The organism is Bdellovibrio sp. HCB288 (genome assembly GCF_047305935.1).
Taxonomy (GTDB): domain Bacteria; phylum Bdellovibrionota; class Bdellovibrionia; order Bdellovibrionales; family Bdellovibrionaceae; genus Bdellovibrio.
Map to the genome: position 1 here is coordinate 2058456 of NZ_CP178619.1, position 18158 is coordinate 2076613.

19 protein-coding genes are annotated in these 18158 nt (G+C 44.2%); all 19 read left to right on the plus strand.

Annotated features, from left to right (window positions below; all coding sequences use genetic code 11):
* Window positions 1-242: 242 nt before the first annotated feature.
* Complete coding sequence (rpoB, locus tag ACLVWR_RS10065; RefSeq protein ID WP_413580548.1) at window positions 243-4442, plus strand: DNA-directed RNA polymerase subunit beta; 4200 nt, start codon at window positions 243-245, stop codon at window positions 4440-4442.
* Between the two features lie 26 nt (window positions 4443-4468).
* A complete protein-coding gene (rpoC, locus tag ACLVWR_RS10070) occupies window positions 4469-8599 on the plus strand; it encodes a DNA-directed RNA polymerase subunit beta' (protein ID WP_413580549.1) in 4131 nt (1376 codons plus the stop codon).
* Between the two features lie 217 nt (window positions 8600-8816).
* On the plus strand, window positions 8817-9191 hold the full coding sequence (gene rpsL, locus ACLVWR_RS10075) for a 30S ribosomal protein S12 (RefSeq protein WP_041876514.1): 375 nt from the start codon (window positions 8817-8819) through the stop codon (window positions 9189-9191).
* A 10-nt stretch (window positions 9192-9201) separates the two neighbouring features.
* Complete coding sequence (gene rpsG / locus ACLVWR_RS10080) at window positions 9202-9675, plus strand: 30S ribosomal protein S7 (protein WP_340599049.1); 474 nt, start codon at window positions 9202-9204, stop codon at window positions 9673-9675.
* A 9-nt stretch (window positions 9676-9684) separates the two neighbouring features.
* Window positions 9685-11790: an elongation factor G gene (fusA, locus tag ACLVWR_RS10085; protein ID WP_413580550.1), complete on the plus strand. Its 2106-nt coding sequence runs from the start codon at window positions 9685-9687 to the stop codon at window positions 11788-11790.
* Between the two features lie 213 nt (window positions 11791-12003).
* The gene (gene rpsJ / locus ACLVWR_RS10090) at window positions 12004-12321 is read left to right on the plus strand and encodes a 30S ribosomal protein S10 (protein ID WP_025308875.1); all 318 of its coding nucleotides are present in this window, start codon (window positions 12004-12006) and stop codon (window positions 12319-12321) included.
* Between the two features lie 9 nt (window positions 12322-12330).
* On the plus strand, window positions 12331-12999 hold the full coding sequence (gene rplC, locus ACLVWR_RS10095) for a 50S ribosomal protein L3 (protein ID WP_413580551.1): 669 nt from the start codon (window positions 12331-12333) through the stop codon (window positions 12997-12999).
* A 1-nt stretch (window position 13000) separates the two neighbouring features.
* Window positions 13001-13630 (plus strand): 50S ribosomal protein L4, encoded by a 630-nt coding sequence (rplD, locus tag ACLVWR_RS10100; protein ID WP_413580552.1) that lies wholly within the window; start codon window positions 13001-13003, stop codon window positions 13628-13630.
* Between the two features lies 1 nt (window position 13631).
* Window positions 13632-13910 (plus strand): 50S ribosomal protein L23, encoded by a 279-nt coding sequence (gene rplW, locus ACLVWR_RS10105; RefSeq protein ID WP_088615307.1) that lies wholly within the window; start codon window positions 13632-13634, stop codon window positions 13908-13910.
* 2 nt (window positions 13911-13912) lie between these two features.
* The gene (rplB, locus tag ACLVWR_RS10110; protein WP_340599052.1) at window positions 13913-14731 is read left to right on the plus strand and encodes a 50S ribosomal protein L2; all 819 of its coding nucleotides are present in this window, start codon (window positions 13913-13915) and stop codon (window positions 14729-14731) included.
* A 9-nt stretch (window positions 14732-14740) separates the two neighbouring features.
* Complete coding sequence (rpsS, locus tag ACLVWR_RS10115) at window positions 14741-15031, plus strand: 30S ribosomal protein S19 (RefSeq protein ID WP_340599053.1); 291 nt, start codon at window positions 14741-14743, stop codon at window positions 15029-15031.
* A 16-nt stretch (window positions 15032-15047) separates the two neighbouring features.
* Window positions 15048-15380 (plus strand): 50S ribosomal protein L22, encoded by a 333-nt coding sequence (rplV, locus tag ACLVWR_RS10120; RefSeq protein WP_088615304.1) that lies wholly within the window; start codon window positions 15048-15050, stop codon window positions 15378-15380.
* 2 nt (window positions 15381-15382) lie between these two features.
* Window positions 15383-16048, plus strand: a complete 666-nt coding sequence (rpsC, locus tag ACLVWR_RS10125; RefSeq protein ID WP_340599054.1) for a 30S ribosomal protein S3 — start codon at window positions 15383-15385, stop codon at window positions 16046-16048.
* Window positions 16035-16442 carry a 50S ribosomal protein L16 gene (rplP, locus tag ACLVWR_RS10130; RefSeq protein ID WP_088615302.1) on the plus strand — a complete coding sequence of 136 codons (408 nt, stop codon included), beginning with the start codon at window positions 16035-16037 and terminating at the stop codon, window positions 16440-16442. Before rpsC ends, rplP begins: the two co-directional genes overlap by 14 nt.
* Window positions 16443-16444: 2 nt before the next feature.
* Window positions 16445-16636, plus strand: coding sequence for a 50S ribosomal protein L29 (rpmC, locus tag ACLVWR_RS10135; protein WP_340599055.1), 192 nt, complete (start codon window positions 16445-16447; stop codon window positions 16634-16636).
* Window positions 16637-16640: 4 nt separating this feature from the next.
* The gene (rpsQ, locus tag ACLVWR_RS10140) at window positions 16641-16913 is read left to right on the plus strand and encodes a 30S ribosomal protein S17 (RefSeq protein ID WP_340599056.1); all 273 of its coding nucleotides are present in this window, start codon (window positions 16641-16643) and stop codon (window positions 16911-16913) included.
* Between the two features lie 10 nt (window positions 16914-16923).
* Window positions 16924-17292 carry a 50S ribosomal protein L14 gene (rplN, locus tag ACLVWR_RS10145; RefSeq protein ID WP_340599057.1) on the plus strand — a complete coding sequence of 123 codons (369 nt, stop codon included), beginning with the start codon at window positions 16924-16926 and terminating at the stop codon, window positions 17290-17292.
* 10 nt (window positions 17293-17302) lie between these two features.
* Window positions 17303-17842 (plus strand): 50S ribosomal protein L5, encoded by a 540-nt coding sequence (rplE, locus tag ACLVWR_RS10150; RefSeq protein WP_340599058.1) that lies wholly within the window; start codon window positions 17303-17305, stop codon window positions 17840-17842.
* 9 nt (window positions 17843-17851) lie between these two features.
* Complete coding sequence (rpsN, locus tag ACLVWR_RS10155) at window positions 17852-18157, plus strand: 30S ribosomal protein S14 (RefSeq protein ID WP_340599059.1); 306 nt, start codon at window positions 17852-17854, stop codon at window positions 18155-18157.
* The last annotated feature ends 1 nt before the right edge of the window (window position 18158 follow it).

Below are 18158 nucleotides of genomic sequence, written 5' to 3' on the forward strand. Positions count from 1 at the left end.
TCATGAAGAAAAATCCTACGGTCTGCTGTGTTTTGTGGTAACAAAACTGCCTATTGAGGTGCTGATGCGATGCAAAAATCAAGGAAGCTATCGCCTGTGGAATAGTGCCAAAAACCATCAGAATCACTTGATTTATTGGAAACTTAGAGTAGTTTGGGATACTTGCGTTTTCTTTATTTAATGTGGTTCTTGGAAATTTCCGCCCGAAGTGAAATTCCGATTTTCTTATCACGGAGAGTACATTGGAAAAAACTCCAGTTACGGCTTCTAACATTCGAGTTAGAAAGTCTTTCGCGAAAAATAAGCAAGTCATTGATATTCCAAATTTGATTGAATTGCAGAAGTCTTCTTACGAAGCTTTCATTCAAAAAGATATGGATCCAGATCGCCGTGGCGAAGCTGGTCTTAATGGCGTTTTCAAATCTGTTTTCCCAATCACAGATTTCAACAATACTGCAAGCCTTGAGTTCGTATCATACACTCTAGAGCCAGCTAAGTACGACGTGGACGAGTGCCGTCAGCGTGGTATGACTTTCGCTGCTCCGATCAAGGTGACTCTTCGTCTTATCGTTTTCGATGTTGATGAAGAAACAGAAGCACGCTCTATCCGTGACGTAAAAGAACAAGAAGTTTATTTGGGCGAAATCCCATTGATGACTGCAAACGGTTCTTTCATCATCAACGGTACTGAGCGCGTTGTTGTATCTCAGTTGCATCGTTCTCCGGGCGTGTTCTTCGATCACGACGGTGGTAAAAACAATGCTTCTGGTAAATTGATCTACTCTGCACGTGTGATCCCATACCGTGGTTCTTGGTTGGATGCTGAATTTGACCAAAAAGATTTGATCCACGTTCGTATCGATCGTCGTCGTAAATTCCCAGTGACAATTCTTTTGAAAGCATTGGGTTACAACGCTGAACAACTTCTTGAATACTTCTACGACCTTGACGAAGTTTACGTTAAAGGTGGCAAGTTGTTCCGTAAGTTGGACATCGAGCGCATGTCAGGTCAAAGAGCATTGACTGATATCCTTGATCCAAAAGGTGGCGAGGCACTGGTTAAAGCTGGTCGTCGTATCACTCGTGCGATCGTTAAGAAAATCAAAGATCTTAACATCACTGAGCTAGAAGTTGAGCCAAAAGACCTTGATGGTAAAGTTTTGGCGAAACCACTTATCGACGAATCCACTGGTGAGATCATCGCTGATGCAAATGCTGAGTTGAACTCTGCAATCATCAAGCGTTCTATCGAAGCTGGTATTGACAGCTTCTTCATGATCTTCTTCGACGGTTTGACTGTTGGACCTTATCTTCGCAACACATTGTTGGTGGATAAAGTTTCAAACAAAGACGAATCATTGGTTGAGATCTACAAACGCCTTCGTCCTGGTGAGCCTCCAACTTTGGAAGCTGCTACGACGTTCTTCGGTCGTTTGTTCTTTGATCCAGAGACTTATGATCTTTCTGAAGTTGGTCGTATCAAGATCAATCACAGATTCGGTATCTCTATGGAAGAGTGCCCACCGTCTCACAGAACACTGACTCACAAAGATATCTTGAGCACTATCAAAACTCTGATCGATCTTAAAAATGGTCGCGGTGTTATCGACGATATCGATCACTTGGGTAACCGTCGTGTTCGTTCAGTAGGTGAGTTGCTTGAAAACCAATACCGTATCGGTTTGGTTCGTATGGAGCGCGCTATCCGTGAGCGTATGTCTCTTCAAGACGTGGAAACTATGATGCCGCATGACCTGGTAAACGCAAAACCAGTGAATGCAGTTGTTAAAGAATTCTTCGGCTCTTCTCAATTGTCACAGTTCATGGATCAAACAAATCCGTTGTCTGAGATCACGCACAAACGTCGTTTGTCTGCTCTAGGACCCGGCGGTTTGACTCGTGACCGTGCAGGTTTCGAAGTACGTGACGTACATCCTACGCATTACGGTCGTATCTGCCCAATCGAAACTCCAGAGGGACCAAACATCGGTTTGATCGCATCTTTGGCTACTTACGCTCGTATCAATAACTATGGTTTCATCGAGACGCCATACCGTAAAGTTGATCAAGGTTCTGTATCTAAAGACATCAACTACTTGTCCGCTCTAGAAGAAGCTGGTCACTACATCGCTCCTGCGGCTCGTGACGAAGCTGGTAACAAAGCCATCCAAACTGCTACGACAATCACTCGTCGTGACGGTGAGTATGAAATCGTTGATAAAGACAAAGTTGCATTGATGGACGTTTCTCCATCTCAGCTGGTTTCTATCGCGGCGTCTTTGATTCCGTTCCTAGAACATGACGATGCCAACCGTGCCCTGATGGGATCGAACATGCAACGTCAAGCGGTTCCATTGTTGCGTTCTCGCGCACCACTTGTTGGTACAGGTGTTGAGCGCTTGGTTGCTCGTGATTCTGGTACATCTGTTGTTGTTCAAAATGATGGTATCGTTGAAGAAGTAGATGCTTCTCGTATCGTTATCCGTCGTTTTGCTAAAGGCGGAGAACTTGGTGCGAACGTAGATATCTACAATCTTACTAAGTATCAACGTACGAATCAAAATACATGCTTCAATCAAAAACCAATCGTAACTGTTGGTGACAAGGTTTCTAAAGGCGACATCGTTGCTGACGGACCTTCAACTGAGCTTGGTGAGTTGGCTCTAGGTCAAAACATCCTGGTAGCGTTCACTCCTTGGCAAGGTTACAACTTCGAGGACTCCATCCTTATTTCTGAGCGTTTGTTGAAAGACGACGTTTACACATCTATCCACATCGAAGAATTCGAGTGCGTAGCTCGTGACACGAAACTAGGTAAAGAAGAGATCACTCGCGATATCGCCAACGTCGGTGAAGAAGCACTTAAAGACCTTGATAGCTCTGGTATCATCCGCATCGGTGCGGAAGTTCGCCCTGGTTTCATCCTGGTTGGTAAAGTTACTCCTAAAGGTGAAACTCAGCTTTCTCCTGAAGAAAAACTTTTGAGAGCGATCTTCGGTGAAAAAGCTGGTGACGTACGTGATACATCACTTCGCGCACCATCTGGCGTTTACGGTACAGTTATCGATGCTCAAGTTTACTCTCGTGAAGGCGCAGACCGCGATGAGCGTTTGTCTTCAATCATCGAAGAGAAAAAACGCAAGCTTGAAAAAGACTTGGCAGTTGAGCAAAACGTTATCAAAAATAACTCCATCACGAAACTTCGCGATATCCTGGTAGGCAAAATCACTACTGGCGTATTGTTGAATGAAGATGGATCTCAAAAACTTTTGAACAAAGGTCAAAACATCACGATCGCGGATATCGAAACAATTCCATTCGAATTGTTGAACTATATCCCTCTTGAGCAAGATCTTGAGTTCCAAGTTAACAAAATCATCGACAACGCCCGTAACCAACTTGACGCAGTTAAATTGGTATTCAACGAGAAAATCGATCGCCTTCGTAAAGGTGACGAGCTTCCTCCAGGCGTTATCAAAATGGTTAAAGTTTACGTTGCGATTAAACGTAAAATGCAAGTCGGCGATAAATTTGCCGGCCGTCACGGAAATAAAGGTGTCGTTTCTAAAGTATTGCCTGTTGAAGACATGCCATACCTAGCAGACGGTTCTCCGGTTGACATGGTCTTGAATCCACTGGGCGTACCTTCACGTATGAACATTGGTCAGGTCCTTGAGGTTCACTTGGGTTGGGCAGCGCACAACTTGGGTAAACAAATCGGTTCTCACCTTGATAAGTGGAATGCAGAAAACGCACGTAAAGAAATGAAAGATATCTTCAATGACTCTGATATCAGCGCAAAACTTGATGGCGCTGACGAAGGCTCTTTGAAATCAATGGTAACTCGTATGAAGAACGGTATCCACGTTGGAACACCGGTATTCGACGGTGCTCGTGAATCTGACGTTAAGAACTTGCTTGCGAAAGCAGAAGTTCCACTTTCTGGTAAGTCCATCCTATTCGATGGTCGTACTGGCGAGCCGTTCACGAATCCGGTTACTGTGGGTATCATGTACATGCTTAAACTTCACCATCTGGTTGAAGAGAAGATCCATGCTCGTTCTATCGGACCTTATTCTCTAGTTTCGCAACAGCCATTGGGCGGTAAAGCTCAATTCGGTGGTCAGCGTCTAGGGGAGATGGAAGTTTGGGCGATCGAAGCATACGGTGCCGCATACTCTCTACAAGAGTTCCTAACTGTTAAGTCAGATGACGTAGCTGGTAGAACTCGTATGTACGAAAGTATCGTTAAGGGTGAAAACATCCTTGAGCCGGGTCTTCCTGAATCGTTCAACGTTCTAGTGAAAGAGCTTCAGTCTCTTGCATTGAATGTTGAGTTGATGGAGTCCGACATCCTACGCGACCAAGATGAAGATCTTGATGGCGGTGGCGATGTTATTGAAGCAACTGTTGTGGCTCCTACTGAGCCAGAGCAGCACTAATTAAACTTTAACAACAGGGGTGTTCTTTGAGAGACTTGTTGAATTTTTTCGATAAACCAAAAGATCCACTTTCGTTTGACGCCGTACGAGTATCGTTGGCGTCACCTGAAATGATTCGTGACTGGTCATTTGGTGAAGTTAAGAAGCCAGAAACTATCAACTATCGTACATTCAAGCCTGAGCGCGACGGCTTGTTCTGTGCGAAAATCTTCGGTCCTATCAAGGATTACGAGTGCTTGTGCGGTAAGTATAAACGTATGAAGTATCGTGGCGTCGTCTGTGAAAAGTGCGGCGTTGAAGTAACACAAACTAAAGTTCGTCGTGAACGTCTTGGCCATATTGAGCTTGCAACTCCGGTTGCGCACATCTGGTTCTTGCGCTCATTGCCTTCTCGTATTGGTAACTTGCTCAATCTTTCACTAAAAGATGTTGAGAAAGTTTTGTATTGTGAAGCACACGTGGTTATCGATCCAATGGAAACTACATTGGAAGAAGGCCAAGTATTGACTGAAGAAGCTTTGAACGCAGCTTTGAACGAATTCGGTCCTTCATTCAAATACGGCATGGGCGGCGAAGCTGTTCGTGACCTTTTGAGAAAAATCGATCCAGAATACTTGTCTCGCAAGCTTCGTATGGAAGCTAAAGACGTTAAGTCTGAAGCGGGCATGAAAAAGATCACTAAACGTCTTAAGGTTGTTGAGGCTTTCAAAGGCTCTATCAACAAACCTGAATGGATGATGTTGGAAGCACTTCCAGTGTTGCCACCAGATCTACGTCCTCTAGTTCCACTAGATGGCGGTCGTTTCGCGACTTCAGATCTAAATGATCTTTACCGTCGTGTGATCAACCGTAATAACCGTTTGAAACGTCTTCAAGAGCTGAACGCTCCAGACATCATCATCCGCAATGAAAAACGTATGTTGCAAGAAGCAGTAGACGCATTGTTGGATAACGGTCGTCGCGGTAAAACTTTCACTGGTCCAAACAAACGTCCTCTTCGCTCCCTTTCTGATATGTTGAAAGGTAAGCAAGGTCGTTTCCGTCAAAATCTACTTGGTAAACGTGTGGACTACTCTGGTCGTTCCGTTATCGTTGTGGGCCCGACGTTGAAATTGCACCAATGCGGTCTTCCTAAAAAAATGGCTTTGGAGCTATTCAAACCATTCGTTTACAACAAACTTGAAGAAAAAGGCCTGACTGCAACTATCAAGCAATCCAAAAAAATGGTTGAGCAAGAATCAGTTGAAGTTTGGGATATCCTGGCTGACGTGGTTAAAGAACATCCAGTTCTTCTAAACCGTGCGCCAACTCTTCACAGACTTGGTATCCAAGCCTTCGAACCTGTACTTCACGAAGGTAAAGCGATCCAATTGCATCCACTAGTGTGTGGTGCCTTCAATGCCGACTTCGACGGTGACCAAATGGCGGTTCACGTTCCACTTTCTGTGGAATCCCAAGTTGAAGCACGTGTTTTGATGATGTCTACAAACAACGTTCTTTCTCCAGCGTCTGGTAAACCGGTTATCAATCCATCACAAGATATCGTGTTGGGCTTGTACTGGTTGACTCGTAACCGTCTAGGGGCAAAAGGAACTGGCAAAATCTTCTCGACTGTTCAGGAAGCACAATACGCTTACGAAACAGGTTTGGTTGACTTGCAAGCTACTTGTAAAGTTCGTATCAACGGTAAATTGCAAGAGACAACTGTAGGTCGCGCGATTCTTTCTGATAGCGTTCCTAAAGAAGTTCCTTTCAATGAAGTCAACGTAATCATGACTAAGAAACAAATCGCAGCTTTGATCGATAAGACTTTCCGTCTTGCTGGTACAAAAGCGACTTGTATCTTGGCTGATAAAATCATGGAACTTGGTTTCAAATATTCAACAGCTGCAGGTATGTCTATCGGTATCGATGACATGGTTATCCCGGCTGCCAAGGCTCCGATGATCGCTGACGCTGAAAAACAAGTGACTGAGATCCAAACTCAGTACGATGAAGGTTTGATCACAGATGGTGAGCGCTACAATAAGGTAGTGGATATCTGGGCACAAACAGCTGATAAAATTGCCAAAGAGGGTATGAACGCGATTGAAAAACAAACGTTCATCGTTGATGGCAAGGAAGTAGTTGGACCTTCATTCAATCCAATCTACATCATGGCTGAATCCGGAGCCCGTGGTTCCGCGACTCAGATCCGTCAGTTGGGTGGTATGCGTGGTTTGATGGCGAAACCTTCTGGTGAAATCATCGAAACACCGATCACTGCAAACTTCCGTGAAGGTTTGACAGTTATTCAGTACTTCATTTCCACGCATGGTGCTCGTAAAGGTTTGGCCGATACAGCATTGAAAACTGCGAACTCCGGTTACTTGACTCGTCGTTTGGTTGACGTTGCTCAAGACGTGGTAGTTTCAGAGTTGGATTGCGGTATTGACGACGGTTTGGAAATCACTCCGATTTACGAAGCTGGTGAAATCATCCAAAACATCGGTGATCGTATCCTGGGTCGTACAACATTGAGAGATGTTGTTGATCCTCAAACTAACAACGTGGTTGTTAGAGCGAATCAGGAAATCACTGAAACTGACGTTAAAACTATCGAAGGCATGGGTATCGATAAAGTCGACATCCGTTCTGCTCTCGTGTGCCAATCTAAACGTGGTGTGTGTGTGAAATGTTACGGCCGCGACTTGTCTCGTGGTGCGACTGTGAACCTTGGTGAAACAGTTGGTATCATTGCTGCACAATCTATCGGTGAGCCGGGTACTCAGTTGACGATGCGTACGTTCCACTTAGGTGGTGCGGCTTCTCGTTCAGTTGAGCAATCTGTTCATACAACTCGTTATGACGGTACAATCAAACTTCAAAACGTTCATGCTGTTACAAACCGTAACGGTAAATTGACGGTAATGAATCGTAACGGTTCTGCACTAGTTATGGACGAAGCAGGTCGTGAGCGCGAGAATTTCAAACTCGTTTACGGTGCTGTTTTGAATTTTAAAGAAGGTGACAAAGTTGCCAAAGGGCAAACAGTTGTCGAGTGGGATCCATATTCGAATCCAATCATCGCAGAGGTTTCTGCGAAGATCCAATATCAGGATATCGAAGAAGGTTCTACGATGCAGGAGCAAGTGGATGCGGTAACTGGTTTTGCGACTAAAGTTATCATGGAATCCAAATCTTCTGACATCAAACCAACTGTGTTCCTGGTTGATGGCAACGGTAAAGTATTGAATCTTCCTGGTCGTGACATCCCTGCGAGATATTTGATCCCAGTGGGTGCACAATTGTCAGTTACTGACGGCCAAGAGATCCATGCCGGTGACGTTATCGCGAAAATGCATCGTGAGACTTCGAAAACGAAGGATATCACGGGCGGTCTTCCGCGCGTTGCTGAATTGTTTGAAGCTCGTAAACCGAAAGAAGCAGCAATCATCTCTGAAATTGATGGTTATGTGACATTCGGTAAAGACGTTAAAGGTAAACAACGTGTGATCGTAACTCCTGAAGTGGGTGAGCAAAAAGAATACCTCATCCCTAAAGGTAAGCACGTTGCTGTAAGAGAGGGCGAGTACGTAAGAGCGGGTGAGGCTTTGATGGATGGTCCAACAAATCCTCATGACATTCTGGCTGTTCTGGGTGCTAAAGCGCTTTCTGCATACCTTGTTGATGAAATCCAAGAAGTTTACCGACTTCAAGGTGTTGCTATCAATGATAAGCATATCGAAGTTATCGTTCGCCAAATGCTACGTAAAGTAGAGATCAAGGACGCTGGTGACAGCCGCTTCTTGGCTGGTGAACAAGCTGAAAGATATGCTTTCGACGAAGAAAATGCTCGTTTGAACCGTGAAGGTGGACAACCTGCTACATGCAATCCACTTCTTCTTGGTATCACGAAAGTTTCTTTGAGCACTGATAGCTGGATCTCAGCAGCGTCATTCCAAGAAACAACAAAAGTACTTACAGAAGCGGCGATCAATTCTCGTACAGACCATTTGCGTGGTTTGAAAGAGAACATCATCATGGGTCGTTTGATCCCTGCAGGTACTGGCTTAACTTCTTACAAACGTTGGAAAGTTTCAGTTGCAGAAGACGACGATACTTCATTCGTGGCTTTGCCAGGGATGACGGCTTCTTCTCAACCTCACCAAGGTTAATGAACCGCGGTGCCCCATGTTCCTCAAAGCCGCCTCACTAGCGGTTTTGAGGGCTAAGGCCCCGGATCTTGTAAGAAAATTGTAAAAAACTCAAAAAGTGGAACTCACGCCAGTTTTTGGGAAATAAAAATAACAACAATGTCTTGACCCGGACACTTGCGACAATGTAAGTTCCAGCGTCTTGAATTAGATATAAATTGTTTAAGGGGTTTCAAAAGTGCCTACAATTAACCAGCTCATCAAAAGTGAGCGTAAAGTTCAAAAAAACCAAACTAAATCACCAGCTTTGGTGTCATGCCCTCAGCGTCGTGGTGTTTGTACTCGTGTTTATACAACAACTCCAAAGAAGCCGAACTCCGCTCTACGTAAAGTAGCAAAAGTTCGTCTTTCCAATGGTTTTGAAGTTATCTCTTACATCCCAGGTATCGGTCACAATCTTCAAGAGCATAGCGTTGTCTTGATCCGTGGCGGCCGTGTTAAGGACTTGCCGGGTGTTCGTTACCACATCGTTCGCGGTGTTCTAGATCTTCAAGGTGTGAACGGCCGTCTTCGCAGTCGTTCAAAATACGGTACTAAGAGACCTAAGAAATAAGGATTGAGAGATGTCACGTCGTAAAAAGACCTTTAAAAGAGAAATCATTCCAGATCCGGTTTTCAAGGATCTAACAATTGCTAAGTTCATCAATAAAATGATGTACCAAGGTAAAAAAGCTACTGCACAGAAGCTTTTCTACGGAGCATTGAAAGAGCTTGAAGGAAAAGTTGCTGGCGAAGAGCCAGTTGCAGTTTTCAAAAAAGCCCTTGAGAACGTTAAGCCTTCTATCGAAGTTCGTTCTCGCCGTGTTGGTGGTGCTACATACCAAGTTCCTATCGATGTTCGTCCAACTCGTCGTCTAGCTCTAGCTATGCGTTGGTTGGTAGAATACTCTCGTGAACGTGGCGAAAAAGACCATGCTAAGCGTTTGGCTGGCGAATTCATCGATGCTTACAACAATAGAGGTAACTCTATTAAGAAGAAAGATGAAGTTCACCGTATGGCTGAAGCTAATAAGGCTTTCTCTCACTACAACTGGTAATCTGTTTACATGTCAGCTAAAGATCCAAAAGTTGTAGCTGATCTCAAGTATACTCGTAATATCGGCATCATGGCTCACATTGATGCCGGTAAAACGACGACCACCGAGCGCATTCTTTACTACACTGGAAAAAGTCATAAAATTGGTGAAGTTCACGACGGCCAGGCCACTATGGACTGGATGGTTCAGGAACAAGAGCGTGGTATTACTATTACCTCTGCTGCCACTATGGCGTTCTGGAAAGACTACCGCATTAATATTATCGATACTCCGGGGCACGTTGACTTCACAATTGAAGTTGAGCGTTCTTTGCGGGTTCTTGATGGTGCAGTTGCGGTTTTTGACGGCGTAAACGGTGTTGAGCCTCAGTCTGAAACTGTTTGGAAACAAGCTGACAAGTACAAAGTACCAAGAATCTGTTTCATCAATAAAATGGATCGCGTGGGTGCTGATTTTGTGATGTCTTACGGGACTATCAAAGAACGCCTTCAGGCGAACCCAATTCCTGTTCAAGTACCTATCGGTGTTGAAGACACGTTCCGTGGGGTTGTCGATTTGTTGGAAAATCGAGCTTACATTTGGACGACATCCGGTATGGGTGACAATTTCGAAGTTACCGATGTTCCTAACGACATGAAGGAAGAAGTTAATCGCTTCCGTACAGAGGTCGTTGAAAAGATCGTTGAGTTCGACGATGTTCTTCTTGAGAAATATCTCAATGGAGAAGAAGTGACTGTGGCAGAGCTAAAAGCGGCTCTTCGCAAAGGCACTCTTGAGCTAAAAGCATTCCCGGTATTCTGCGGAGCTGCTTTCAAAAACAAAGGCATTCAACCTTTGCTTGATGGTGTGATTGATTATCTTCCATCTCCTATTGAAGTGCCGGATATCGTGGGGCATGACCCTGAAAAACCGGAAAAAGAAATCATCTGTAAAACTGACTTTGATGCCCATGTGGCGGCTTTGGCTTTCAAAATTGCCAATGACCCGTTCGCAGGAACTTTGACTTATATCCGTGTTTATTCCGGTGAAGTGAAAGTGGGCGATCAGCTGTTGAATCCTCGTACTCAAAAGAAAGAGCGTATTCAAAAGCTGGTAAAAATGCATGCGAACTCCCGTGAGGAAGTGGGCAGTCTGAAAGCAGGGGATATCGGAGCCGTTATCGGTCTGAAATTCACTGGTACGGGCGACACTCTTTGCGAAACCTCTCATGCTGTTGTTCTTGAATCTATTACTTTCCCAGAGCCGGTAATCGCAGTGGCGATTGAAGCTAAATCTTCTGCTGATCAGGAGAAGATGTTGGCGGGCCTGGAGAAGCTTCAAAAAGAAGACCCTTCCTGTAAGCTAAGAAATGACCCTGAAACAGGGCAAATTTTGCTATCCGGTATGGGAGAGCTTCATTTGGACATCCTGGTGGATCGTCTTCTTCGCGAGCACAAGGTGCAGGCGAATGTCGGTAAGCCACAGGTTTCCTACCGCGAAACAATCACTTCAGCGGCGTCAGCGACTCATGTTTATGAGCGCGAGATCGCAGGTGACATGAACTTCGCGTCCGTATCTTTGACGATTGAGCCGATCTCTCAAGCAGATCACATTCAATTCGTATCCAAGGTATCTACGTCTAAAGAATTTACACCAACGATGCTTAAGGCAGTCGAAAGCGGTTTCCGCGAAGCGGCTGAGGTGGGTCCGTTGGTTAGCTATTCCATGCTCGGTATTAAGGGGACTTTAACAGCTGTTGAAGCCCGCCCTGAAACTTCCTCGGAAATGGCCTTTAAAGCGGCTACCTCCCTGGCGTTCAGAGATGCCGTAAAAAATGCCCAGGTTGAGCTTATGGAGCCGATCTTTAAGCTTGAGGTGACTTGTCCTGATGATTTCGTGGGCAATATCGTGGGCGACTTGAACTCTCGTCGTGGTAAAATTCTCACGATGAATGTGAAGCCAGGGGGCGGGCAGGTTATCTTTGCCGAGGCGCCATTGGCCACTCTATTTGGTTATGCGACGGATGTGCGCAGTTTGAGCCAAGGCAGAGCAAGTTTCAGTATGGAATTCTTAGAATACGCCGTGGTGCCTACGAAGGTAAAAACGGAAATTCTACATAAAATGGGAAGATATTAATTATTTAATTTTTTCCCTTTGACAAAGATTTTTTAAATGCGCATACTCGCGCACTCGTGACATCTAAATTTACAAAAAACCCCCCGCGTTTGGTGGACTTTCTAGGCCGCAAGGGCTAATTCGGGGCAAGTTTTCGATGGGATTGGATGTTCAGTTATTAACAAGTTTGCTAGTAATTACGCTACTTTATAAAAAAAGAAGAGAAGTGTCCTTATGCAAAGTCAGAAGATTAGAATCAGATTGAAGGCATTCGATCATAAATTGCTTGATCAGTCGACGAAAGAAATCGTTGAGACTGCTCGTCGCACAGGCGCAAAAGTTGCGGGTCCAATTCCCTTGCCTACTCGCATCAATCGCTACACAGTACTTCGTTCTCCGCACGTAGATAAAAAATCTCGTGAGCAATTCGAAGTAAGAACTCACAAGCGTATGCTTGATATCCTTGAACCTACTCAACAAACAGTAGACCAACTTATGAAGTTGGACCTTTCTGCTGGCGTTGACGTTGAAATCAAATTGTCGGCAATTTAGGAGTAAGACGTGAGCGAAACTACAGAAAACACACAAACGTCTGCGCAAGGCCTAAAGCTCAATGGCTTGTTTGCATTCAAAGAGGGCATGGCTACCATCTATAATGAGCAAGGTGAAGCTATCCCAGTTACAGTTCTTCGTTATGAGCCATGGTTTGTTTCTCAAATCAAAACTAACGAAGCAGATGGTTACGAAGCTATTCAGGTAGCTTGCGAGCCTAAAAAAGCTAAAAATTCTAATAAAGCTGAACAAGGCCACCTTAAAGGTGCTGGCTTCGAAAATGGCGCGAAATTCGTAAAAGAACTTCGTCAAGCTATTCCAGAAGGTCTTACAGTAGGCGCGCAAGTATCTATCGATTCTTTGTCTAAAGGTGACGTTGTTAAAATGACAGCGAAATCTAAAGGTAAAGGTTTTGCGGGTGTTATGAAGCGTTGGAACTTCGCCGGTGGACCTGGTTCACACGGTTCTAAATTCCACCGTCGTCCGGGTTCTTCTGGTAACAGAACATGGCCAGGTCGCGTAATGCCAGGTAAGAAATTCCCAGGTCATCTTGGTAACGAAACAGTAACTGTTAAGAACGTTGAGATCGTTGAGATCAATCACGCTGAAAACGTTGTTATGGTTAAGGGTCCAGTTCCAGGTGCGAAAAACACTTTGGTGAAATTGGTGAGAGTGTAATATGGCAACAGTAAATGTACTTAACTGGAAAAAAGAAAAAGTAGGATCAATCGATCTTGCGGCTGATGTTTTCGAAACTCCAATTAAAAAAGAAGTTTTGCACACAGTAGTTCAATGGCAATTGGCTAGCCGTCGCCAAGGTACTCACATGACTAAAACAAAAGGTCTAGTGAGCGGTGGTGGTAAGAAGCCTTTCAAACAAAAAGGTACTGGTGGAGCTCGTCAAGGTTCTAGCCGTTCTATCTTGATGCCTGGTGGTGGTACTGCTTTCGGTCCTCAACCTCGCAGCTACGCGTTCGTACTTCCTAAAAAAGTTCGTCGCTTAGGTTTGAGCATGGCACTTTCTCACCTTCAAAAAGAAGGCAAGTTGTTCGTAGTAGACAGCATGCAATCTGAAGGTAAAACAGCTGAGTTGAGCAAACGCCTTAAAGCGTTCGGCTTGAAAAAAGCAGTTTTGATCGATGCAAATGTTAACGATAAGTTCAATCAAGCTTCAAAAAATCTTCCAACATTCAAATACTTCCCAGTTGAAGGTTTGAACGTGTTTGATCTTTTGAAATACGATGCAGCTGTAATCACAAAGGATTCAGTAGCTAAAATCGTAGATCGCTGCTCAATGGAGAAAGCGTAAGATGAAACAAGTAATCAAAACTCCACTTATCACGGAGAAAAACACATACCACAACGCAGCTGGTGTTTACGTGTTCGAAGTAGATATGAAATCTACAAAGACAGAAGTAAAAGCAGCAGTAGAGAAGAACTTCAAAGTTAAAGTAGACAGCGTTAGAACTAGCGTTTGCCGCGGTCACTCTAAAAACACGAAGTTTGGTGCAACTAAGGTCCCTTACTGGAAAAAAGCTTACGTTAAGCTTGTTGAAGGTGAGAAGATCGCTCTTTTTGAGGGAGTATAGAGATGGGTATCAAGACGTTCGCCCCGCGCTCTCATGGTCGTAGAGGAATGACTGGTTTCGATTTCAAAGAAATCACAAAGACAACTCCAGAGAAGTCTTTGCTTGCTCCTCTAAAGAAACAAGCAGCTCGTAACAATCACGGTCAAATTACTATTCGTCACCAAGGTGGCGGTCATAAACGTAAGTACCGTTTGGTTGATTTCAAACGTATGAAACTAGAAGTGCCAGCGAAAGTTGCTGCGATCGAGTACGATCCAAACAGAACTTGCCGTATCGCTCTTCTTAACTATGTAGACGGTCAGAAAGCATACATCATCGCGCCAGTTGGCTTGAATGTAGGCGACACTGTACTTTCTTCAGACAAAGCCGATATTAAACCAGGCAACTCTTTGTCTTTGGCAGCTATCCCTGTTGGTACAGTAATTCACAATATCGAATTGCGCCCAGGTAAAGGTGGTCAAATTTGCAGAGGTGCAGGTGCAAGCGCGACTTTGGCTGGTAAAGGTGATATGTACTGCCAAGTACGTATGCCATCTGGTGAGTTGAAGCAGGTTCTTTCAGTATGCCGCGCTTCAATCGGTCAAGTTGGTAACACTGACAACGAAAATATTAATCTTGGTAAAGCTGGTCGCTCTCGTTGGAGAGGTATCCGTCCTTCAGTTCGTGGTATGCACATGAATCCAGTAGACCATCCATTGGGTGGTGGTGAAGGTGTGGGTAAAGGTCATCATCCTGTAACTCCATGGGGTCAACCATGTAAAGGTTACAAGACAAGACATAATAAGAGAACTGACTCTTCAATCATTAAGAGACGTAAGTAGGAGTAGACTGTGGCACGCTCGATTAAAAAAGGTCCATTTGTTGATCTTCACGTACAAAAGAAGATCGACCACGCGATTGCAAAAAACGACAAGAAAGTTATCAAAACTTGGTCTCGTCGTTCAACAATTCTTCCAGAAACTATCGGACTTACGTTCGCAGTTCACAATGGTAGAAAGTTCGTTCCAGTTTACATCACTGAGAACATGATCGGTCACAAACTCGGTGAGTTTGCTCCGACAAGAACTTTCCAAGGCCACGCTGAGAAGAAAGCGGCAGCTCCGGCTGGCGCTAAGAAGTAGTAGGTAGAGGTTTATAATGGAAGTTAAAGCTAGTCTAAAATACGCAAGAGTAGGTGCTCAAAAGGCAAGACTTGTTGCAGACCTTGTTCGCGGTAAAGACGTGAATGAAGCTGTTAAAACTCTTACTTTCTTGAACAAAAAAACTGCAGGTATGGTAAAAAAACTTATCGAATCTGCTGTTGCTAACGCTGAATACAAAAAAGTTATGGACATTGATAACTTGGTTGTTAAAGCCATCTGGGTTGATCAAGGTCCGGTTCTTAAGAGATTCCGTCCACGCGCTCAAGGCCGTGCATTCGGTGTTCGTAAGAAAACAAGCCACATCAACGTAGTACTTGAGGAGAAATAATCGTGGGACAAAAGGTTAATCCAATTGGTTTACGCGTTGGTGTTATTAGAACTTGGGACTCTCGCTGGTATGCGAAGGGTAACCAATATTTCGAAAATCTACATGAAGACATCCGCTTGAGAAAATACCTAAAAGGTAAACTTAAGCATGCTGGTGTAGCTAAAATCGAAATGGAACGTGCAGCGAAGAAGATCAAAATCATCATCTCTACTGCTCGCCCAGGTGTTGTTATTGGTAAAAAAGGTACTGGTATTGACGCTCTTAAAGCGGAAGTTCAAAAACTTACACCCAACGAAGTTTTCTTGAGCATCCAAGAAGTGCGCAAGCCAGACCTCGATGCTCAGCTCGTTGCTGAGAGCATTGCTCAACAACTTGAGAAACGTATCTCTTGGAGAAGAGCTCTTAAAAAATCTATTGCAGCTGCGATCAAAGGCGGCGTGAGAGGTATCAAGATCCGTGTTTCCGGTCGTCTTGATGGTGCAGAGATTGCTCGTTCAGAGTGGTACAATGAGAAGAGTGTTCCTCTTCATACATTGCGTGCAGATATCGACTACGGTACTGCTGAAGCTCTAACTGCATACGGTATCATCGGATTGAAAGTATGGATCTATAAAGGCGATATCTTATCTGCTCGCGAAGTTGAGGAGGCAGGTCGTGTTAAGTCCTAAAAGAGTAAAATGGCGTAAACAATTTGTAGGCCGCGCAACTGGTTTTGCGTACAGAGGTTCTAACCTTGATTTTGGAGATTTCGGTCTTCAAGCAGTTGAGGAAGGACGTCTTACAGCACGTCAGTTGGAAGCAGGTCGTATTGCTATCTCCCGTTCAGTTAAGCGTGGTGGTAAAATTTGGTGCCGTGTATTCCCAAATACACCAGTAACAAAAAAACCAGCTGAAACTCGTATGGGTAGCGGTAAAGGTAACCCGGAGCTTTGGGTAGCCCGTGTTCTTCCTGGAAAAGTTCTTTTCGAAATGAACGGTGTGACTCGTGAGCAAGCTAAAGAAGCTTTCGAACGCGCAGCTCACAAACTTCCTTTCAAAACTCGTTTCTTGGTTAGGGAGTAGTTATGAAGTTCGTAGAGATTAAAGATCTTTCTGTAACTGAATTGAAAAAGAAAAGAGCAGCTCTTTCCGAAGAGTTGTTCCAAGCTCGTATCAAGAATTCAATTGGTCAACTTTCAAATCCAATTGTTATTCGTGATCTTCGCCGCAATATCGCGAAAATCAATACAGCAATCGTAAAGAAAGTAGCGAGGTAGTTAAATGACAACTGAAACAAATACTCGTGGTCGTAAAATCGAAGTAGTTGGTGAGGTTATCAGCGACAAGATGGATAAAACTATCTCTGTCCTAATCTACCGCATGGTTAAACACGCTAAATACGGTAAGTACGTTAAGAAAACTTCTGTGTTCAAAGCTCATGACGAAAACAACCAAGCAAAAATTGGTGATATCGTTAAGATCCGTGAAACACGTCCTCTTAGCAAAACTAAACGTTGGGCTCTTTCTGAAGTCGTAGAGACGGCGAAAGCGTAGGGGTGTTGTCATGATTCAAATGCAAACTAGACTAAATGTAGCTGACAACTCTGGCGCAAAAGAAGTTATGTGCGTAAAGGTTCTTGGTGGTTCTAAACGTCGTGTAGCATCCATCGGTGATGTTATCGTTGTTTCCATCAAAGAAGCTTTGCCAAACGCTAAAGTTAAAAAAGGTGACGTTGCGAAAGCCGTTGTAGTTAGAACTGTTGCTAAGCTTCGTCGTCCAGACGGTTCTTACATCCGTTTCGATGATAACTCTGCAGTTTTGATCAACGCCAATAAAGAACCAATTGGAACACGTATCTTTGGCCCAGTTGCCAGAGAATTGAGAGCTAAGTCGTTCGTTAAGATCGTATCTTTGGCTCCGGAAGTTCTGTAAGGGGTATGAGATGAATCGCTTAAAAGCTAAATACAATAAAGAGATCGCTCCTGCTCTAAAAAAACAATTGGGAGTTGAAAACGTAATGCAAGTTCCTCGCTTGGAGAAAATCACTCTTAGCGTGTGCTTGAGCGAAGCTGTTCAAAATCCAAAAATTTTGAACACTGTTGTTGATGAGATCACTGCTATTGCTGGTCAAAAAGCAGTTATCACTAAAGCAAAAAAAGCTATCTCCAACTTTAAGTTGCGTGCTGGCATCCCATTGGGTGTTCGCGTAACTTTGAGAAAAGAGAAAATGTGGTCTTTCATGGACCGTTTGAACACTTTGGCACTTCCACGCGTACGTGACTTCCGTGGTTTGCCAAACAAAGGTTTCGACGGCCGTGGTAACTACAACATGGGTCTTAAGGAGCAAATCGTGTTCCCTGAGATCAACTTTGATAAAGTTGATAAAACTCGTGGTATGAACATCACTATCTGTACAACAGCTAAAAACGACACTGAGGGCAGAGCGCTTCTTGAAGCACTTGGTATGCCTTTCAGAAAGTAGGATGATCAAATGGCACGCAAATCAGCAATTATTAAAAATAACAAAAGAAAAGCTACTGCTAAGCGCTACACTGAATACAGAACAGAGCTTAGAAATAAAGCCGTTGACATGAAACTTTCTGATGACGAAAGAGCAGAAGCTCGTAAAAAGCTTCAAGCTCTTCCTCAAAAGACAAACATCAACCGTGTTATCACACGTTGTGAAATTTCTGGTCGCCCTCGTGGTAACTACAGAAAATTCGGTTTGTCTCGTATCGCCTTCAGAGCTCTTGCACTTGACGGTAAATTGCCTGGCGTAACGAAAGCTAGCTGGTAAG

What these genes read in the sequence shown, in the direction of transcription:
- rpsQ (WP_340599056.1), top strand. Translation starts at nt 16,641, where the DNA reads ATGACAACTGAAACAAATACTCGTGGTCGTAAAATCGAAGTAGTTGGT.
- rpsJ (WP_025308875.1), top strand. Translation starts at nt 12,004, where the DNA reads ATGCAAAGTCAGAAGATTAGAATCAGATTGAAGGCATTCGATCATAAA.
- rplB (WP_340599052.1), top strand. Translation starts at nt 13,913, where the DNA reads ATGGGTATCAAGACGTTCGCCCCGCGCTCTCATGGTCGTAGAGGAATG.
- rplD (WP_413580552.1), top strand. Translation starts at nt 13,001, where the DNA reads ATGGCAACAGTAAATGTACTTAACTGGAAAAAAGAAAAAGTAGGATCA.
- rpmC (WP_340599055.1), top strand. Translation starts at nt 16,445, where the DNA reads ATGAAGTTCGTAGAGATTAAAGATCTTTCTGTAACTGAATTGAAAAAG.
- rplW (WP_088615307.1), top strand. Translation starts at nt 13,632, where the DNA reads ATGAAACAAGTAATCAAAACTCCACTTATCACGGAGAAAAACACATAC.
- rplN (WP_340599057.1), top strand. Translation starts at nt 16,924, where the DNA reads ATGATTCAAATGCAAACTAGACTAAATGTAGCTGACAACTCTGGCGCA.
- fusA (WP_413580550.1), top strand. Translation starts at nt 9,685, where the DNA reads ATGTCAGCTAAAGATCCAAAAGTTGTAGCTGATCTCAAGTATACTCGT.
- rplE (WP_340599058.1), top strand. Translation starts at nt 17,303, where the DNA reads ATGAATCGCTTAAAAGCTAAATACAATAAAGAGATCGCTCCTGCTCTA.
- rpsG (WP_340599049.1), top strand. Translation starts at nt 9,202, where the DNA reads ATGTCACGTCGTAAAAAGACCTTTAAAAGAGAAATCATTCCAGATCCG.
- rplV (WP_088615304.1), top strand. Translation starts at nt 15,048, where the DNA reads ATGGAAGTTAAAGCTAGTCTAAAATACGCAAGAGTAGGTGCTCAAAAG.
- rpsN (WP_340599059.1), top strand. Translation starts at nt 17,852, where the DNA reads ATGGCACGCAAATCAGCAATTATTAAAAATAACAAAAGAAAAGCTACT.